Origin of the sequence: Candidatus Thiodictyon syntrophicum (assembly GCF_002813775.1) — a bacterium.
GTDB lineage: Bacteria > Pseudomonadota > Gammaproteobacteria > Chromatiales > Chromatiaceae > Thiodictyon > Thiodictyon syntrophicum.
In genome coordinates this window covers 287,373-305,525 of the sequence record NZ_CP020372.1, presented here as the reverse complement: position 1 = coordinate 305,525, position 18,153 = coordinate 287,373, and the positions used below count along the sequence as shown (strand labels likewise).

Below are 18,153 nucleotides of genomic sequence, written 5' to 3'. Positions count from 1 at the left end.
GGGTCAGATAATTCATTACGGCAGACCTGTGGTTGGGGACTTGTGGACCACGACGGACGTGGCCTTGGGGTAAACCTGGCCGGGGGCCCGTGGCGGGTCGGGGCGGGTTATAGATCACTTTATTAGTATATAACGATATAAAAGTCAACTGGAAATTCGTAAACTATTGTCCCGTATATTTGTTATTTTTCAGTGTACTAGGTGCGTATAAAGGCGGCGCCGCTTCGCAATGATTATTGTCAACCAGGTTCCATCCCGGCGCGACGGATGGGCCCGGCGGGCGAGGCGTCGGCCGGGCGCCGGGCGGGTCAGCCGGCCGATCGCACCCTGTGCGGCAGGGCGCTATAACCTGACGTCAGGGTGCGACCAGGGGGCCTTTCCCGACCGGGTGCGCGATGCCCTTGCCGCCTGAGTCGACTCGGCAACCCGAGGACTGCCCGTTGGGCTTCGTTCCTCAGCCCAGCCTACAATGCGTACCGCGTTCACTCCGCCGGCCGGTTGCGGCTGGCCCCTCCTTCTTGTTCCATGCGCCAGCGTAGGAATGCCGTGCGGGCACCGCGCGTCCGCAATTAAAGGTCAATCATGTCCCATAGTCTTCCGCTGGTCACGACCATTGCCACGGCCCTTGGGCTCGCGCTGCGCAAGATCGCCCTGCCCGGTGCCCTCCTGCAAATCGCCGTCGCGACCGCACTGGGCGCCGGAGCGGCCTACGCCTGGGGCTGGGGCTGGGGCGCCGCCCTGGTCTTCGGTCTGGCGCTCTCGGTTGCGAGTACCGTGGTGCTGCTGCGGGCGCTGGAGGCACGCGGCGTCCTGGACTCGATGAATGGGCGGATCGCCGTGGGCTGGCTGATCGTCGAGGACCTGGCCATGGTGCTGGTGCTGGTCCTGCTGCCGCCGCTGGCCGGGTGGCTCGGCGGCACGGCACCGGGCGGCGGGCACGGGAATCTCTGGTGGACCCTCGGTATCACGCTGGCCGAGGTCGGGGCCTTCGTCGTTTTGATGCTGGTGGTCGGGCGCCGGGTCTTCCCGAAGCTACTGTGGTATGTCGCCCGCACCGGTTCGCGTGAACTCTTTACCCTGTGTGTCGTGGCGGCGGCGGTCAGTATTGCCTTCGGGGCGGCCACCCTGTTCGGCGTGTCCTTCGCCCTGGGGGCCTTTTTTGCCGGCATGGTCATGCGTGAGTCGGAGTTCAGTCATCGGTGAGTTCTCATTCATCCTGGCCGGACTCGGGGTCAGCCTGGGCCTGCTGCCGCTTGCCGGACAAAGCCTGATCGTGGCCGGCGCATTGATCTCCATGGCCATCAATCCGCTGGTCTTTGCCGCGGTCGAGCCGCTGCAGGCCTGGGTCAGGCGCCGCTCCGCGCTGGCCCGACGGCTGGAACGGCCGGTCGATCCACTGGCCCAGTTACCCGCGGCGACCAAGGACCGGTATCTCTCCGGACAGGTCGTCCTGGTCGGATATGGGCGCGTCGGCCGGCGCATCGGCGCCGCGCTCGAGGCGCAGGATATTCCCTATGTCGTCGCCGAGCAGAACCGCGAGACGGTCGAGCGGCTGCGCGCCCGCGGCGTCGCTGCCGTCGCGGGCAACGCGGCCGACCCGGCGGTATTGATTCAGGCCCATTGCGCGCGGGCGAGCATGCTGGTCGTAGCCACCCCCGATACCTTCTACGTGCGGCAGATGATTGCGGTTGCCCGTAAACTCAATCCCACGATCGAGACGGTCGTGCGGACCCATAACGAGGAAGAGGCCGGGCTGCTGGAGCGCGAAGCAGGCGGCAAGGTCTTTCTGGGTGAGGCGGAACTGGCCAGGGCCATGAGCCGCTATGTGTTCGAGCGTTTCGGGCGGGGTCCTCACGCGAATTCCTGCTAACGTTGTACGCACCCAGCAGACCGGAGGTCGAGGCTTCAGCCGGACGGGGCACTCCCCCGCCCCGCTAAGTCCGCCCGAACCGCAGAGCCCGGGGCGATGAGGAACGATTCACCAATAGCTCAAACAAGTCAATTAGGGAATGCCTTTCGCGTCGTTGTCGTTGTCGTTGTCGTTGTCGATGTCGAAATTATCGGAGCGCCTCGGATTCTCTCGCACTCTAAATGGCATCGCTTATACGATTACGACAACGACAACGACAACGACAACGACAACGAACGCGTTTGTGCGTGACTTGTTCTTGACTCGTTACTGAACGACCCCGAGACCAATCCCCATCGTTTTCGAGTTATTGCCGGAGATCCGCCATGACTGCCCCATCGAATCCGTTGCGCGCCACGGGCGCCCTGTCCACCCAGGTCTATAATATCGCCCATCGCGGCGCCCGCGCCTTTGCCCCGGAGAATACGCTCGCTGCCTTTGCCAAGGCACAGGGCTTTGGCTGCCCGATGTTCGAGCTGGATGTCCATAAGTCCTGGGATGGCGAGTTGATCGTGCATCACGACGACAACTTGCTACGCTGCACCGATGTCAAGGCGAAATTCCCCAGGCGCGCGCCCTATCTGCTCTCCGATTTCACCTTTGACGAATTGCGCCGCCTGGATGCCGGCAGTTGGTACCTCGCGGAACTCGCGCTGCCCCCGCCGCGGCGGCAGCCCTTCCTGCAAACCCTGAGCGATGCCGAGATCGCCGAATTCGTCAGCGCCGAGGACCGTAAACAGTACGGCTCCGGCGAGATTCGCCTCCCGACCCTGCGCGAGACGCTCGAGCTGGCCGCCGCTGCCGGCATGATGGTGAATATCGAGCTCAAGACCCTGCCGCGGCAGTACCCGGGGCTTGCCAAGGAGGCCGTCGAACTGGTGCAGGCCATGGACCTGGAGACCCAGGTCCTGATCTCCTCCTTCGACCATGAGCAGTTGGTCATCGTGCGTGAGTTGAGCCAGGTGATCCCCACCGGCGTCCTGACCAGTGACCGGATCGCCCGGCCGGCGGACTATCTGCGGCTCCTGGATGCCGACGCCTACAATCCCGGCTGCTATGGCGATTACGATTCGCTCGGCTTCAACTCGGTCACCGGTCAATTGGACCCCCACGGCATCGCGGCCGTCCGCGCCGCCGGCCGCGGCGTCAACGTCTGGACCTGCAACGACGTGGACCAGATGTGCCAATTGATCACGGCCGGCGTGACGGGGCTGATCACCGACTTTCCCAATCGCGTGCGCGACGTGCTGGCCGTTTGAGTCGACTCCGCAACCCGAGCACTGCTTGTTGGGCTCAAGGGGTGCGGCCTCCGAATAATGTGCCTAACCGTAGCACTCAGCCCCAAACTGGTCGATCTTCTGCCAGAACTGTGCCCATCGTCCGGTGGTCTGCGTCAGTGCGCGTAGGCTGAGCACAATCTTGGCCCCTTTGTTCTTCCAGCGCATCCCGGAGGCACATAGCCGTTGCTTGACCAAGGTCTTGCAGGCGGCCTCGGTGACGCCCGATCCGATCGGCAGTCCCGCGGCGACGAAGCCCGGGTAGTCCATTTGATGGCGATGGTTGGTGAAGTAGGTCCAAGCGCTGAGAACGTCGTCGCGCAGCGTCTGCGAGAGGGTGTGCCGCTGCGACAGGCGCGCGGCCTCGCCGATGAGCAGGTCAAGGGCGGCGGGGTCGTGCTTGAGCGTCGTGCAGTGCGCGCTCTGCCACTGCGCGCGCGGGCCCTCGGCGTGGCGCTGCGGATGGGTCGCTTGGGCGATTTTGCCCACGTATTCCGTTGCATGGAAAAAATCGATCAACTGGCGGTCGGTGTGTTGCTCGAGGAACCGCCAGTTGCTTGCCGCCCCGTCGGCGATGCCCAGGTACAGTGCCTCGGGGAGGTGCCGCTTGACGCGTTGGATCTCGCGCTCCATGCGTTGCCGGAACTCCTGCTTGCCGTACTCGGGTGCCGCAGCGAGGTAGATGGTGTGCTGGCGCTCGCCCTCGCCGTCGTAAAGCGAGAGGGTTCCGACCATGGCTTCGCGCCAGCCCGCACTGTCGGCCATGGGGATCATGGCGCCGTCGAGGCTGACCACGACGGTCGCGATGGGCGTCTCAAGCGCCGGCATCGCGTACTCCCAGTCCTCCTCTTTGGCCGTGGCGATGGTGCCTACCCACTCCGCAACATTTTGAATATACGAGGTAGCGATCGTCCGACCGTGGTTCTGCTCAAGGTCAGTCTGCACCGCGCGCACGTTGAGCTGCGCATACTTGTGGCTGAGTTGACTGGCGAATCGGGGGGTCGCCCCGCGCACGATCCGCGCCTGGTGCTCGAGCGGACAGTAGATCCGCCCGCCGCGCGAGCTTTGGTAGACATAACGCTCGACCTCGACCGGCCCGTAAGGCGTCTGGTACTCCTTCGGATCGCGCCCGCGCGCGGTCAGCTTGATCGCGCCGACACGGATCGCACTGCCGTCGGTGTCGAAACGCTGCAGCGCCTCCTCGGTGGCGCAGCGCCCCACCGCGTTGGTGGCCTCCTGGATGGCTCCTTCCATGTCCAGCAGGCTACCGCTGAGCCGCACCGTTACCTCGACCGTCACCTCGTCACCCGAGATCCTGACTACCTTCGCCACGACTGCACCTTCTCGTCTAGTCACAGAAGGTTACGAAATACTCCTCAAAGGCACATCATGTCAAGGCCGCACCCGGCTCAAGCCCCGAAGGGGCGCGACATACCAGCCCAGGGCAACGCCCTGGGTATGAGGTATAAAGACCCCCTAGCCCTGAAAGGGCGTGACATAAGGAGCCCACCCTTATGTCACGCCCTTTCAGGGCTAGGCCGGATAAAAAAATGCTATCCCAGGGCGTTGCCCTGGGCTGGTATGTGCGACCCCGTTGGGGTCGGTACGCAAGAAAAGGTGGAACCGGGTACTGCAATACGGACCGCCCTTGCAAAGCTAGCCCGTCGCGGCTGAAGCCGCTCCCACCGGTGGGAACCGCTCTCTTTTTCTCGTTCCCACGCTCCAGCGTGGGAATGCCGTTCGGCCGCTCCAGCGGCCCGAGGCCAGACGCGACGCTGGAGCGTCGGGACTTGCTCCCACGCTGGAGCGTAGGAGCCAGGTGAACCGAGCCGGACGGGGCATTTGCCCCGTCCGTAACGTTCTCTTCGGGCGTGCGGGTTCGCGGCGGAGCGGCAACGGAATAAACGTCTGGGACGGGGCGAATGCCCCGTCCCGCCCGGCGCAGCGATGCCTATCAGGCCCGTGCGGTCCATGCGATGTGCGGCCTTGGTCATAACTCCGGCCACACGCCCTTGCGGCAACCCGTCGCGGCCTGGGGGCCGCTCCTACGCCGTAGGAGCCGCCCCCAGGCCGCGACGGATGTCACCCTCGTGGTGGCCGGAATAATGATCAAGGCCCGATGGGCATCGTTCCCGCTCTGCCCATCCTACAGGACTAAGTGGAATTGCCGGCGGCGCCCGCTCTCAGGTCATTAAATTCCGAGCTAAGCGCTGCACCGATCCAGGGACCACAAGCTAGAAATAATCCGATCACGACGGGATACCAAGGTACGCCGAGGTCGCCCCAATCCAGTAATTGTGCGACAAGCGAGGCCCCAAGAAGAGCGAGAACGGCATCTGAGACACAATAATTACGATCGCCAAGAGATTTGAACGCTTAGTAGCCTACCGTGCCCATCGCTCATCAGCCCCTCACCGCCAGATGCCGCGCAGCGCTCCGGCGCTTGCGCGGGCGAGCTGACTCACCGGCTTCCATTGCCAGTCGGCGCGCGGCTCCCGCTCGACTGCGAGCGCGCAAGCAAGATACTGGAACCGCAGATGAACCTCCTCCACGATGGCTTTGGAAATCTCCCAACTGAGATGACGCGCGAGGCGGCAGCAAAGCTGCCGTCCCCGCTCGGTGGTCGGCGGGCAATAAGGCCAACCCCAGCGCGCCAGGCTGCTCCAGCAGGGTGTCGAGGATACCGCGGGCCGCAGCGCTGTACTGGTCAAAGAAGTGCGTGCGGTTGCGGGCGCAGGTGCTCGGCGCGCTCGCGGCGCGCTCGCGGCGGGCGCGCAGGAGGCGCTGGAAGGCCAGGTGGCAGAGGAGGTCCAGGGGGTCGGCGTCCGGGGTCCCGTTGGCTTCGGCCAGGTCCGCAAAGCGGATGCCGATCAGTTCCAGGCGCGCCAGCAGGGTCTCGCGCGTGACCGGATCGGCCCAGTCGGCGCTCAGTGCATCGGCCGTGCGGAACAGGGTGCGAAGCTGGGCGGCGGTATAGTCGGTGTACTGGATGAGCCGCAGTTGTTGGCCCTCGCCGTCCAGTTCATAGACGACGTGCCCGATGATCTGCTTGAATTCGGTCAGGCCATTGATGACCCGGACCAGGACGACGTTCTTGCAGGTGGTGACATCGACGCCGGTGGTGAGCATCTGGGAGGTGGTCAGGATGACCGGGGTGCTCTGTTCCGGATCCGGGAAGTTGCTCAGGAAGCCCCGCCCCGTCTCACCCTCGTCGGGGGTGACGCGCTCCACATAGTGCGGGTACTTGGCGACCAGGTCCTGGTTTAAGTTGGTGAGGGCCTGGCGCATCACCGCGGCGTGCTCTTGATCGACGCAGAAGACGATGGTCTTGGCCCAGCGCTCGGTACGCCGCATGAAGTCGGTCAGGTGCCTGGCGATGACCTGGGTGCGAGCCTTCAGGGCAATGACGCGCTCGAAGTCCCGGCCTTGTCCTTGGGGTCATCGACCAGGATATTGCGGTCGGCCAGGAACAGGATCCGCGGCCTGCGGGACGCGCCGTTGCGGGTCCAGCGGGCGTTCCAGAGCTTCCAGCAAATCTGGAAGGCGACCACGGTCTTGCCGGTGCCGGTGGCCATGCACAGGAGCACGCGGTGGTCGCCCTGGAGGATCGCCTGCACGGTGCGGTTGACGGCAATCTCCTGGTAGTAGCGCGGCGGCTTCTCCGGGACCTGGCAGGAAGTAGTCCACCCGCTTACGCTCGCTGCGTACCGCCTGGCCGGCGACGATACGCACGCGCCCGTCCGTGAAGGTCTGCTGCTCCGCGATCAGATGGGGCGGCTCTTCCCACCCGGCGGCCCGCAGCTTGGGGGTGACATAGACCCGGCAGGTATCGGCTTCGTTGAGGGACATCCTGGGGCTCCGATGGTGGGCACAAACGGCCGGGGGCGGCCCGGGGTCTGATCCGCAATCTACCATGTACGGACGATGGGTGGCACGGCCTTTCCCGCCCCCGCGGCGGGCACCGGCCGGTCAATCCTTGACCGCCGGCCCCAATCGGCCTGCCCGCCAGTCCCTTGGAGCCCGCCCACACAGGCTATCCACAGAGGCGACCACAGGCACTGTGGAATGTTCCGCGCGCCCCTGGTCAAGGACTGACCGCCGGCTATTAATCCAGTGCCACCAGCGCGGCGCGACGCCGGCCCACAGGTTATCCACAGAACCGGCCACAGCGATTGTGGATGGACTCCGCTCGCCGACGTAGCCGGTGCGCCGGCAGCGGATAGAGTGCACTCCGCGGCCGGAACGGCCAGGCGGCCCGGCCGGCAACCCCGCTCACAGGCTGGGCAAGCAAACCGCCCAGCGGGGGCGGCGGGGCAAGCACAGGTCACGGCGGTGCCGATCGACTTGCCGACTGTCAGAAAATTTTACAGTCATCCGCCCAAGGACTGCGGGTTCGCCCCTAAAGTATTGAATCATATATATAGGTCATATCGGCATGGGGTTTGCTTATGATTGGCACCCAGCACCAACTCAACGGCGAAGAGCATTGTGACAACCCCTATCCAAACCTTCGATACGATCTGCCGAGAGGCGCTGAGCGTGGCGCGTGGGCACGCGGTGACTGCCGCCTTGGTCGCGAGCCTGGTCCCCATCGGGGCCATGCTCTCCAGCGGCAGTGCCGGCGCCGCCACTGAGGGCCCGGACTATAGTTCCCGGGTCGACGCCACGGTCACCCCGCAGGGCAACGCGTATTCCTATGAGTTCAAGGTCGTCAACACCACTAATTCCGGGAGCGGTGCGGGCGGCGAGTTCATCATCGTCGACTGGGAACTGCCGCTGTTCAGCGCGAATGACGTCGTGTCCGGCAGCATGAGTGCCCCCGCGGGTTGGGCCTACGAGCTGATCCATCCTGGTGACACCACGCTGACCTACAACAATGCTGAGGGTCCCTACGGGCACTACCAGTGGGACTACGAGGCGGCGAATGACCCATTGCTGAACACCACTCCCGACCTCTACGGCCCGAGTCCGGGCGTGTTCGATACCCCACCCTGGATCATTCACTGGTACCTGACACCGGTGTGTCAAGCCACCGAGTCGGCAATCAGGCTTAACACCGGGCTCGACTGTGAGGTCTATGACCTGAGCGGCGGCATCTGGGAAAACAGGTCGCTGACCGGATTCGGCTTCACGAGCGCTTACAGCAGCGGCAATGCCCCTTATCTGAGCAGTTGGGCAAGCCTGCCGCCGGTGTCCGGCGACCCACCGATCCCGCAGCAGGGCTTAGGTTCCCCCAACAGTCCCGCCCGTCAGGAGGCACAGGGGATCCCGGCGCCGGGGGCACTGGCATTGATCCTGGCCGGACTGGCCGGGCTGGGGCTCACCCATCGCCGCGGGCGCCGCCACTGCGCCTGAGCACGCGCCGATGCACAAGGGGTCGGCGGCAGTGCAGCGCCGACCCGTGCGCGCGGCCGGTCTGCGCGTTCTGTTCGCGGCGCATAACGCCTATACCGACAGCAACAGCGGTGCCGCCCGCTCGGTGCGCACCCTGTTGGAGTGGCTTGCCGACGCGGGATACCGGTGCCGCGTCCTGTGCACCGCTCGCTTCGACGCCAATCCGCCCGAGCGCCTCGCCGATCACCTCCAGGCGCTCGGTCTGACCCCGCGGCTCAGCGACCCCCCACCGGCCTTGTTGCGCCATCTCGCGCGCACCCATGCCGGCCAGCCGCCCTGCCCCGTGCTGCACTACCGCGTGCACGGCCTGCCGGTCACCCAGGTCGTCACCCGCCACCACCAATTGAGCGCGCCGTCCCGGATCGAGTATGAGCAACTGGTCTTCGCGTTCGACCGGATCGCGGCCGAGTTCCGCCCCGACCTGGTGGTTTCGGTCGGTGCCCATCCCATCGTCGGGGAGTTCATGCGCCGGGCCAAGGCCTATGGGGCACGTACCCTGTTCACGGTACGCAACCACGGCTATGAGCACCCGGAGTACTTCCGTCACGCCGACAATTGCCTGCTGACGAGCCCCTACCTGGCGCGCCAGTATCGGGAAAAAATCGGCTTGGCCGGCACCGGTATCGCCTCACCCATCCACTGGCAAGAAGTGCTGGCCCCAACCGAGACCCGCGCCTGCGTCACCCTGGTGAATCCGTCACCGCGCAAGGGACTCCTGCTGTTCGCCAGACTCGCGCAGATGCTCGGACGCACCCGCCCGGACATCCCGCTGCTGGTGGTGCAATCGGCGGCCTCGGCGGTGGCGCTGGGGCAGTTTGCGGGTCTGGGCTTGGAACGCTACCCACAGATCCTCTGTGCTCCCGGGACGCGCACCCCCGCCGAGTTCCTGGCGCTGACCCGGATCCTGCTGATACCGTCCTTGTTCGACGAACCCTTCGGGCGCGTGGCGGCCGAGGCCATGATCAACGGCATCCCGCCCTTGGTGAGCACCCGCGGCGCCCTGCCCGAGACGGTCGGCACGGGCGGGATCATCCTGCCGGTTCCCGACGGGCTGACCGCCGAGTCCACGCAGGTACCCACCGAGATGCAGGTGAGGCCTTGGTACGAGGCGGTGTGCCGTCTCTGGGATGACCCGGCCGCCTATGCGCTGCTCAGTGCCAAGGCAACGGCGGCGGCGGCGCTGCGCTACGACGAGACCAGCCAGCGCCGCCGCTATGAGGCCTATTGCCGCGCCGCCGTGCGCACCCCCGGACTGGTGGATCGCGCCGGGCTCGATGCGCCTTGAACCGGTGCGAAGGTTCTCCGTGACCGCTTGCTGAGCCCGGGTCCCCCCGACCTGGACCGGTACCGCGGCGGCCGCCCACACAGGCTATCACCGACATGGGGGCTCGTTCACGCAACGACGAGGCCAATTTACGGATCGGAGGCAAATCGGACTTGCGCTTGAACAGAGTATCTACGGTCGCGGTGCGGTCAATGGCCCGAGCCTTTCCGGGCGGGACGGCGCTTTGACCCCGTCCATAACGTTTTCTCCGGGCTGCGGATTCGTGCTACCGATTCGGCGACGCAATAAACGTTTGGGACGGGGCGAATGCCCCGTCCCGCCCGCGGGCTCTGGCCGATCGCGTTGACTCGTCGCGGCTGAAGCCGCTCCCACAGCGCGGCTGAAGCCGCTTGCAGTGGGGTACTCACTGCGGTCCGCGCACTCCGAACCGTCCGGCGATGCCGCGGATGAGTGCCGCGACGGTCGCGGGCTCCTCCTCGTGCGCCAGGTGCCCGAGCGCGGGGATGGTCTCGACCTCGACCGACGGCAGCACGGCGCGCACGCGCCGCGCCTCGGCGGGGCTGACGGTGCTGTCGCGTTCGGCGACCAGCATGACGAGCGGGGTCGTGAGGCGCGGCAGGTCGCGCTCTAGGGCGTCCAGGTCCCAGTTGGCCATCATGCCGATGGCGGCGGCGACATGGCCGGGGCTGACCACCAGGCGGCGGTAGAGGTCGACCCCGCGTTGGTCCAGGCGCGAGCCGGTGCTGTCGACCAGGTCCTGGACCCCGCCCGCGATCCCGGCGCGCCAGGCGAAGAATTTGGGGATGAGTGGATGGGTGGCGAAGAAGCGGGCGGCGGGGGCGAACCAGTGACCGGCGATGCCCCGCAGCGGCAGCAGGGCGCCGTTCTCGCTGATCAGGGCGCGCGGGGCGATGCAGTGGTCCAGGCACATCCGGGCGAGGATAGCGGCGCCGGCCGAGTGGCCGAGCACCAGGTCCGGGGTCACGCCCATGGTGTTCAACAGCGCCGAGAGGCTGGCGGCCATGCCGGGGAGCGACAGCCCCTCGTCGCCCTTGGGGCTCGCGGTGAAGCCATGGCCGGGCAGGTCCGGGGCGATGACGGTGAAGTCCTGCGCCAGCAGCGGGGCCAGGTCCCGCCAGGAGTGGGTGGCGGAGCCGGTGCCGTGGACCAGCAGCAGGATGGGGCCGGCGCCCAGTTGCTGGACGTGCCAGCGCAGGTCGCCGACCGCGATGAAACGGCTGGCGTCGCGGTTCGGCCAGTCGCGGCCTTCATTGTCCCATTCGGGTTTTTGGTGCATCGCTGTTTGAGGCTCTAAGAAGGATTGTCCGCAAATGAACGCAAATGAACGCAAATGAAGAAAAAAATATGCGTTCTGTCGGCCTTGGTTCCGGTTCCGGCGATCTCGCGGACGGCACGGCCGATGGTCCGCACAGCGGACCCTACGAGGCCAGTCCCTCGGCCCCGGCCGCTAGCGGCACCTGGATACTCCTTAATTTGCGTTCATTTGCGTTTATTTGCGGACAAAAATCCCCGGGCTTTACAGCCCCGCCTTGGCCTTGACCGCCGCGTTGAGCCGCCCGGCGTCGGCGTGCGGCAGCGGCATGTAGGTGGCGTCCATGGCCTCGGCGAGGGCCTTGGCCTGGGGGTGGGGGTGGTTGGAGGTGTCGACCACCATGGCGGCCACGCCGGCGGCGCGCACCAGGCGGGCGACGATCAGGGCCTCCTCGGTCGCCTTGGGGCGCCCGCCCTCGCCGTTGCGGGCGACGTTGGCGCGTCCGTCGGTCAGCAGGACCAGGAGCGGGGTGCCGCCGCGGCGCTTGACGGCATCGGCGAGCGCGAGCCCCACCTCGATCCCGGAGGCGAGCGGGGTGCCGCCGCCGCCGGGCAGGTCCGCCAGGCAGCGCTTGGTGCGCACCAGCGAGCGGGTCGGCGGCAGTAGCAGCTCGGCCATTTTCCCACGGAAGGCGACCAGGGCGACCCGGTCGCGGCGCACATAGCAGTCGGCCAGCAGGAGTTCGACCGCGCCCTTGGCCTCGCCCAGGCGGTGCAGGGCGGAGGAGCCGGAGGCATCCACCACGAAGACGGCGGTGGTCTCGGAGCGGTGCTTGTACTTCTGGATCCGGAAGTCGTCCTTGCGCACCTCGATCCGGGGCATGACGACGGGCGCCGCCTTCTTGCGCCCGCCGCGCTTGGCCGGGGCCGGGAGCGGCGCCGCGCGTTGGTCGGGGGTCAGGCCGCGCTCGCGCTCGGCGCGGCGCACCCGCTGCCAGGGGGCGGCGGCGCGCAGGGTCTCGATCAGGTTCAGCCGGTCGCCGGGGCGCAGCTCGCCGCGGCGCACGCCGGCCGGGCGGCCGCGCATGTTGGCCTGCTGGACCTGGCCGGACTTGCCGGTGCTGCGCACCTTGGCGCGGCGCATCTGCCCGAGCCGCAGCCGTTCCAGCAGGTCTTGCGGGATGGTTGCCTTGGTGGCGTCCAGGATCTGGTCCGCCAGGGGGTCGTTGCGCTGTTCCTGGTTGGCGTCGGACTCGCCGTCCTGGTCGGGCGGGGGCGGTTCCGGGGGCGGCGGTTCCTGGTCCGGCGGGGGCTCCATAGAGGGGAGTTGGGTCGCCCGCGGGGCCATCACCAGCCGGGCGGCGAGGTTGACCTGGCCGTCGGTGACCTCCGGGTCCCCGTCCAGGGCGGCGGCGATGCGTGCCACCCGTACCGCGTGCAGGGCGGCGCGCAGCGAGTGGATGCCGAGCGCGAGCGCGGTCTCGCAGATGGCGTTGACCTGCGCCTCGCTGATGGTGACCTGGGGCAGGCGTTCGCGGGCGGCGACGATGTCTGCCACCTCATAGGGCAGATCGCCCATGTCGCGCACGCCGATGGGGCTCAGATCCACCAGGAAGGCGAGGCGGTCGACCAGTGCGTCGGCGACCTGTTCGTCCTCGTTGCTGCCCTCGTCGAGCGCGATGACGCCCAGGCGCGCGGGGGAGCGCAGCGCAATCCCGTCGCGCTCCAGCACGACCTCACCGGTGTCCAGGGCCGCGCACAGATAGGAGACCGGTGAGCCGCGCACGCGCTCGGCCATCGCCAGTTCCACCACGCCGCCGTGGGCCTCGGCCAGCAGCCCATGCTCGGCGACCGGGCGCCCGGCGCGCAGGGTCGCCGTGAGGTCCAGGCCGCCCAGCAGGCGCCCGTCGGTCACATGCAGCGGGATCTTGCGCCGGTGCATGTCGGGCGGGAGCAGTTCCCGGGTGTCGGCGAGCCACTGGTCGCGCACCGGGCCGGGCAGGGCGCGCAGACAGACGCCGCCCACGCCGGACGGGTCCACCGCGAACAGGGTGGCGATCAGGGCGGCGTCGTCCCAGGGGTGGTAGCGCGGTGGTGCCGGTGGTGGCGCACTGCCGCCCATCGGGCTCTTGGCTAAGGGGTTCGCCGGAGGTGCGCTCATGCCGGCCATTATGCGGGAAAGAGTTCCTGCACCACCCGATCGACCCGGGCGGTGGAGCCCGACTCGTCCAACGGGTCGCGCCGCAGCCGGTGGCGCAGGGCCGGGGGGGCGAGCCGACGCAGGTGGGTAATCTCCACCGACTTGTCGCCTTCCAGGGCGGCCAGGGCGCGGCCGGCACGGATCAGGGTCAGCTCACCGCGCAGGCCGTCGGTGCCGAGCGCCATGCACAGGCGTGCCGCCTGTTCCAGGGCCTGTTCCGAGACCTCGATCTCCGGCAGCAGGGCCTGGGCGTCGGTGATGCGTTTGCGGACCTTGGCGTCCTTGCGCTTCCACTTCTCGGCGAAGGCATTGGGGTCGCGTTCGTACTCGTCGCGCAGCCGCACCACCTGGACCCGGGTCGCCAGGTCCTGGGGCGTGCGGACCTCGACCGAGAGGCCGAAGCGGTCCAGGAGCTGGGGCCGCAGTTCGCCCTCCTCCGGGTTGCCGGAGCCGATCAGGACGAAGCGCGCCGGGTGGCGGACCGAGAGGCCCTCGCGCTCGACCAGGTTCTCACCGGAGGCGGCGACGTCCAGCAGCGCATCCACCAGGTGGTCCTCCAGCAGGTTGACCTCGTCGATATAGAGGAAGCCGCGGTGGGCGCGGGCGAGCAGCCCGGGCTCGAAGGCCTTCTCGCCCCGGGTCAGGGCCATCTCCAGGTCCAGGGCGCCGATCACCCGGTCCTCGGTGGCACCCAGCGGCAGGTCCACCACCGGTACCGGCACCTGCTTGGTCTTGAACGGGGTGTCCCCGCGGTGCGCGCGGCACTCGGCACACAGCACGTCCGGCGCGGCGTCCGGGTCGCAGCCGTAACGGCAGTCGGCGACCACCTTCATCTTCGGCAGGAGGGCGGCCAGGGCGCGGATGGCCGTGGATTTGCCGGTGCCGCGGTCGCCGAAGACCAGAACCCCGCCGATGCGGGAGTCGACGGCCCCGATCAGGAGCGCGAGCTTCATCTCTTCCTGGCCGACGATGGCGGAGAACGGAAATGGGACGGGCATAGTTTGAGGTCTCGAGTCTCTGATGTCAGGTGCGCGGGTTGAAAAGGGCGTCCATGGTAACCGGACGCGCGTCGCGATGGGACCCGAAAACCTGTCGAAAGGGGGTGTGTCAAGGTGGCGTGACACACTATACTGTAAATCTCACGAGACAGCGGCGCGGCACTGTCGTCGAGCGCCGCCGCGTGACCCCAAAAAAATCCCAGTCCAGGGCCCGTGACGGCCCTTGTTCAACAACCGGAGTACATCGATGGTTCAGACCTACCGGGCGGACGTTCTCGTCGCCGACGCTGCGAAGGAAACTGCCCCGATCGAGTTCAAGTCCTTTCTGGTGACCTGCACGCTCTGCTCCGTGGCGGGGTTGACCGTGCTGGCGATCCTGGCCCAGGCCCTGGTGTCCTTCCTGGCCCCGGTCGCGTAGGGTCCGCTGCGCGGACCGGCGACCTCGCGGCGGGGGAGGTGGGCGGCACGATTCGCAAGCGGTCGGTCCGCACAGCGGACCCTACGGGTCGATCCGACGCGAAGCAGAATCCCCGGTACCAGTCTGGCAGTCAAGCAGGCACCAAGAAATTAGACAGGATTAACAGGATTTTGCAGGATTAACAGGATAAGTAGGGTGCTGCGTACGGCAACGACGCATCCTGTAAATCCTGAGAAATCCTGTTAATCCTGTCTATTTCTCAAGCTCACGGTCAATCTCGATAAAGTATCCGAGCTATGGTCCGCCGTCAGCGCGTCAACCGCTGCTCAAGGTCCCCCGTTGCCCCCGGGCGCCGTCTCACCAGGCGCTTGCGCGCCGGGCGCCCCCGGCCCGGCCGGGGACTGCAGCCACTCGCTCACCGCGGCCATGAACGCCCGCGGGCATTCCTCCTGGGGCACATGGCCGCAGCCCGGCAGCACCTTGAGGGTCGCGTGCGGCAGGGCCGCCGCGACGCGGCGCGTATCCTCGGGTTTCACCAGCTTGTCCTGGTCCGAGGTGATCAGCAGCACCGGCACCCGTACCTGACCGAGCCGGTCGCTGATATCGACGGCGCTGGAGAGTGAGCGGTCGAGCAGGGCGCCCCAGGCCAGGTCCCAGTTCGCTACCCGGGTGTGGATGATGGCCTGGTCCCGGCGGGCCGCCGTCAGGCGCGCGGGGTCCTGATAGGAGTATTCGAGCAGGGTCGGGTTCCCCAGTTTGCGCGCGATGAAGAGGCTGAGGCGCTGCAACTGGGTCAACTGTGCCACCGCAGCCGGGATGGTCGGGCGTTGGGCGTGGACCCAGGGGGCGACCAGGATCAGGCCGGTTACCCGTTCCGGGTAGGCCAGGGCCGCCTCCAGGGCCAGGGTGCCGCCCGACGAGTTGCCGACCAGGATGGCGTGGCCGAGCCCCAGGCCCTGCATGACGGCACCGACCTGGGCGATGGCGGACTCCTTGGCGTAGGGGTCGGCGCCGCTCCAGTCGCCCGCCAGCGGTTTGGCGCTCAGCCCATAGGGAAGTTGATCGTAGGCGACGGTCCGTCCCAGTTCGGCCAAGGGGTCCAGCACCGCCCCCCAGGTGAAGCTGTTGAAGGTGAAGCCGTGGAGCAGCAGGAAGGCGCGCTGCTCGGCCCCCGCCGCCGCCGGACGCTCCAGATAGTGGATCTCAAGCCCCCCGGTCCCCGGGAAGGGGATGGTCATAAAGCGGCTGTCCGGGGTCGCCGCGGCCCGGGCGCTGCCCTGGGGCTGGAGCGTCTGCGCGGGGATCAGCAAGGGCAGCAAGACCGCGGCCCCGATCGCCAGCACCACCAAGGCCGCAAAGACCTGCACCAACCGCTTCAACATCGCGATAATCCCCAGTTGTGAACAAGAGCCCCGGGCGGCCGACCGCCGGGGCGCCCCAAGATACCCGAAAGACAATCCCCACCGCGAACTTCAAGAGGACCCCGCAATGGAACAAGGCCCGTCGAAAGGTCTCCACGATGTCAGCCTGATGAGTCACGACCGGCGCCTCGCCGGTCGGCCGCGGCTGTGCAGCGACTGCGGACTCTGTGACAGTTGGCTGCGCCCGCAGATGGCCGACACCTGTCTCTTCGTGCGCAACCGGATGGAGGAGATCGAGAGCCGACTGCACGGGCGCCGCCGCCACCCCGGGGACGAGATGCGCTTCGGCATCTACCGCGAGCAGGCGATTCTGCGGATGCGCCGCCCGGTGGCCGGGGCCCAGTGGACCGGCATGGTCACGACGCTGGCCGCGCGCCTCCTGGAGCGCGGCGAGGTGGAGGCCGTGATCCTCACCGGCACCAACCCGGGCACCCGCTTCGAGCCCCTCCCGGTGCTGGCCCGCACCCCGGAGGAGGTACGCGCCTGTGTCGGCAACAAACCGAGCCTCTCGCCCAACCTGGGGCTGCTGGACCAGGTGCGCGAGTCAGGCATCCGCCGCCTCGCCGTCATCGGCACCGGCTGCCAGGTCCAGGTCCTGCGCCAGGCGCAGGATCAACTTGGACTGGAACGGCTGGACGTCATCGGCATCCCGTGCAGCGACAACGTCACCTACGCGGACCAGCAGTTCTTCCTCGACACCATCTCCAGTTCGCCGCGCACCGTGGTCCATTACGAATTCATGCAGGACTTCAGCCTCTGGCTGCACCACGAGGACGGGCACCGGGAGCGGGTCAACTATATCGACTTCCCGATGGACAAACTCCAGGGCATCTTCCCGTCCGCCTGTCTGTCCTGCTTCGACTATCCCAATGCACTCGCGGATCTGACCATCGGCTACATGGGCGCGCCGCTCGGCTGGCAATGGGTCCTGGCCCGCACCGCCCGTGGGGTGGAACTCCTCGACCTGCTGCGCCCGGACCTGGAGTCCCGCCCGCTCAGCGAGGCCGGCGACCGCACGCGCGGCATGCCGCGCTTCATTGCCATGCTCGCCAAGCGCCCCGGCAAGCCGCCCAAACTCATCCGCCAACTCATCGCCTTCCTGCAGCGCCGCCGCGGACCGCGCGGGCTCGAATTCGCCCGCGCCATCATCGAGATGAAGCTTCTGCGCAACTACACTTATGTGCGCGACAAGTTTCCCCAGATGGAAGAGAAAATCGTGCCCTATCACGTCTACGAGGCGACCAGGCCCTATGCCGCCGAATATGCCGCGACCTTCGGGCGGGCGCCGGGGGAGGGGCTGGAACAAGCCTGAGCCACGAGGAGCGGGGGCGTCCCCCCGCGGTTGCGGCCACGCAATTGGTCCGCACCGCGGCGCCGCGGTTTGACTCAGGCCGTAGGGTCCGCTGCGCGGACCAGCGACCAGGCCTCAGGCTTGGTCGGGCTCGCCGCAGCGCGTCAGTTCTTTGACCTCGTGCCCGATGGACGCGCCTGGCGGAATGGCCCTCACGTAATCGCCCGTCCAGGTGATGCGGGCAACATCCTCGCGGTCGATCCCCGGCAGCGCAATGCCGATGGCGGAGGGTATCTTCACGAACGCGAGGGTGGCCAGCCGGTAACTCAATTTCTGCGAGTCGTGGCCCGCCTGCGCCGGATCTGGGGCGACGGCCGGGTCGCTTACCCGCCGCAGGTCTAGGCAGAGGCCGCGGCCGCAGGCCTTGCCGGCCATCCAGTCCAAGGCAATGTCGGCGAGCCCCGCCTCCGGGTAACCGCCGCCGACGTCCGAATGCACGCCCTTGAACCAACGCTCCTCGAAATCCGCGGGTTGATGGGATTTATCCAGTGTCCACAAGGTCGGACGGAACGGCCAGCGGTGCTCGTCGATGGCTACCGCATGGGCGGCACTAAGGGTGCTGAGATTCAGTCGGGTGTTGTGGAATCCGCAGTGGAACAGCTTGTCGATCAGCCAGCCCACGATCACC

General features: G+C 67.3%; 11 protein-coding genes and 2 pseudogenes. 6 read left to right on the top strand and 7 right to left on the bottom strand.

What is annotated here, in order from left to right:
- Positions 1-630: 630 nt before the first annotated feature.
- Positions 631-1,870 (top strand): annotated as a pseudogene (locus tag THSYN_RS32580) (NAD-binding protein); the annotation flags it as partial.
- Between the two features lie 365 nt (positions 1,871-2,235).
- Positions 2,236-3,168, top strand: a complete 933-nt coding sequence (locus THSYN_RS32575) for a glycerophosphodiester phosphodiesterase (RefSeq protein ID WP_100923201.1) — start codon at positions 2,236-2,238, stop codon at positions 3,166-3,168.
- A 63-nt stretch (positions 3,169-3,231) separates the two neighbouring features.
- On the opposite strand, the gene THSYN_RS32570 is transcribed toward THSYN_RS32575, so the two are convergent.
- Entirely contained in the window at positions 3,232-4,518 is a 1,287-nt protein-coding gene (locus tag THSYN_RS32570) for an ISKra4 family transposase (protein ID WP_100917720.1), read from the bottom strand.
- A 1,305-nt stretch (positions 4,519-5,823) separates the two neighbouring features.
- A pseudogene (locus THSYN_RS32565) lies at positions 5,824-6,851 on the bottom strand (DEAD/DEAH box helicase family protein); the annotation flags it as partial.
- An 823-nt stretch (positions 6,852-7,674) separates the two neighbouring features.
- Here THSYN_RS32565 and THSYN_RS32560 point away from each other — a divergent pair.
- Positions 7,675-8,541 (top strand): hypothetical protein, encoded by an 867-nt coding sequence (locus tag THSYN_RS32560; RefSeq protein ID WP_100923200.1) that lies wholly within the window; start codon positions 7,675-7,677, stop codon positions 8,539-8,541.
- 10 nt (positions 8,542-8,551) lie between these two features.
- Positions 8,552-9,865, top strand: a complete 1,314-nt coding sequence (locus THSYN_RS32555) for a glycosyltransferase family 4 protein (protein WP_100923199.1) — start codon at positions 8,552-8,554, stop codon at positions 9,863-9,865.
- A 403-nt stretch (positions 9,866-10,268) separates the two neighbouring features.
- Here THSYN_RS32555 and bchO read toward each other — a convergent pair whose 3' ends face one another.
- The 3 genes from bchO to bchI form a co-directional block, all read right to left on the bottom strand.
- Positions 10,269-11,162, bottom strand: coding sequence for an alpha/beta fold hydrolase BchO (gene bchO / locus THSYN_RS32550; protein WP_100923198.1), 894 nt, complete (start codon positions 11,160-11,162; stop codon positions 10,269-10,271).
- Positions 11,163-11,402: 240 nt separating this feature from the next.
- Positions 11,403-13,298 (bottom strand): magnesium chelatase subunit D, encoded by a 1,896-nt coding sequence (locus THSYN_RS32545; RefSeq protein WP_100923329.1) that lies wholly within the window; start codon positions 13,296-13,298, stop codon positions 11,403-11,405.
- A gap of 8 nt (positions 13,299-13,306) precedes the next feature.
- Positions 13,307-14,335: a magnesium chelatase ATPase subunit I gene (bchI, locus tag THSYN_RS32540; RefSeq protein ID WP_100923197.1), complete on the bottom strand. Its 1,029-nt coding sequence runs from the start codon at positions 14,333-14,335 to the stop codon at positions 13,307-13,309.
- A gap of 247 nt (positions 14,336-14,582) precedes the next feature.
- Between bchI and THSYN_RS34655 the strand changes: the two genes are divergently transcribed.
- Complete coding sequence (locus THSYN_RS34655; protein ID WP_157818099.1) at positions 14,583-14,753, top strand: hypothetical protein; 171 nt, start codon at positions 14,583-14,585, stop codon at positions 14,751-14,753.
- A 326-nt stretch (positions 14,754-15,079) separates the two neighbouring features.
- On the opposite strand, the gene THSYN_RS32535 is transcribed toward THSYN_RS34655, so the two are convergent.
- Positions 15,080-16,135, bottom strand: coding sequence for an alpha/beta fold hydrolase (locus THSYN_RS32535; protein ID WP_100923196.1), 1,056 nt, complete (start codon positions 16,133-16,135; stop codon positions 15,080-15,082).
- Positions 16,136-16,241: 106 nt separating this feature from the next.
- Between THSYN_RS32535 and THSYN_RS32530 the strand changes: the two genes are divergently transcribed.
- Entirely contained in the window at positions 16,242-17,486 is a 1,245-nt protein-coding gene (locus THSYN_RS32530) for a Coenzyme F420 hydrogenase/dehydrogenase, beta subunit C-terminal domain (RefSeq protein WP_100923195.1), read from the top strand.
- A gap of 114 nt (positions 17,487-17,600) precedes the next feature.
- On the opposite strand, the gene THSYN_RS32525 is transcribed toward THSYN_RS32530, so the two are convergent.
- Positions 17,601-18,146 carry a phospholipase effector Tle1 domain-containing protein gene (locus tag THSYN_RS32525; protein WP_157818098.1) on the bottom strand — a complete coding sequence of 182 codons (546 nt, stop codon included), beginning with the start codon at positions 18,144-18,146 and terminating at the stop codon, positions 17,601-17,603.
- Positions 18,147-18,153 lie beyond the last annotated feature (7 nt).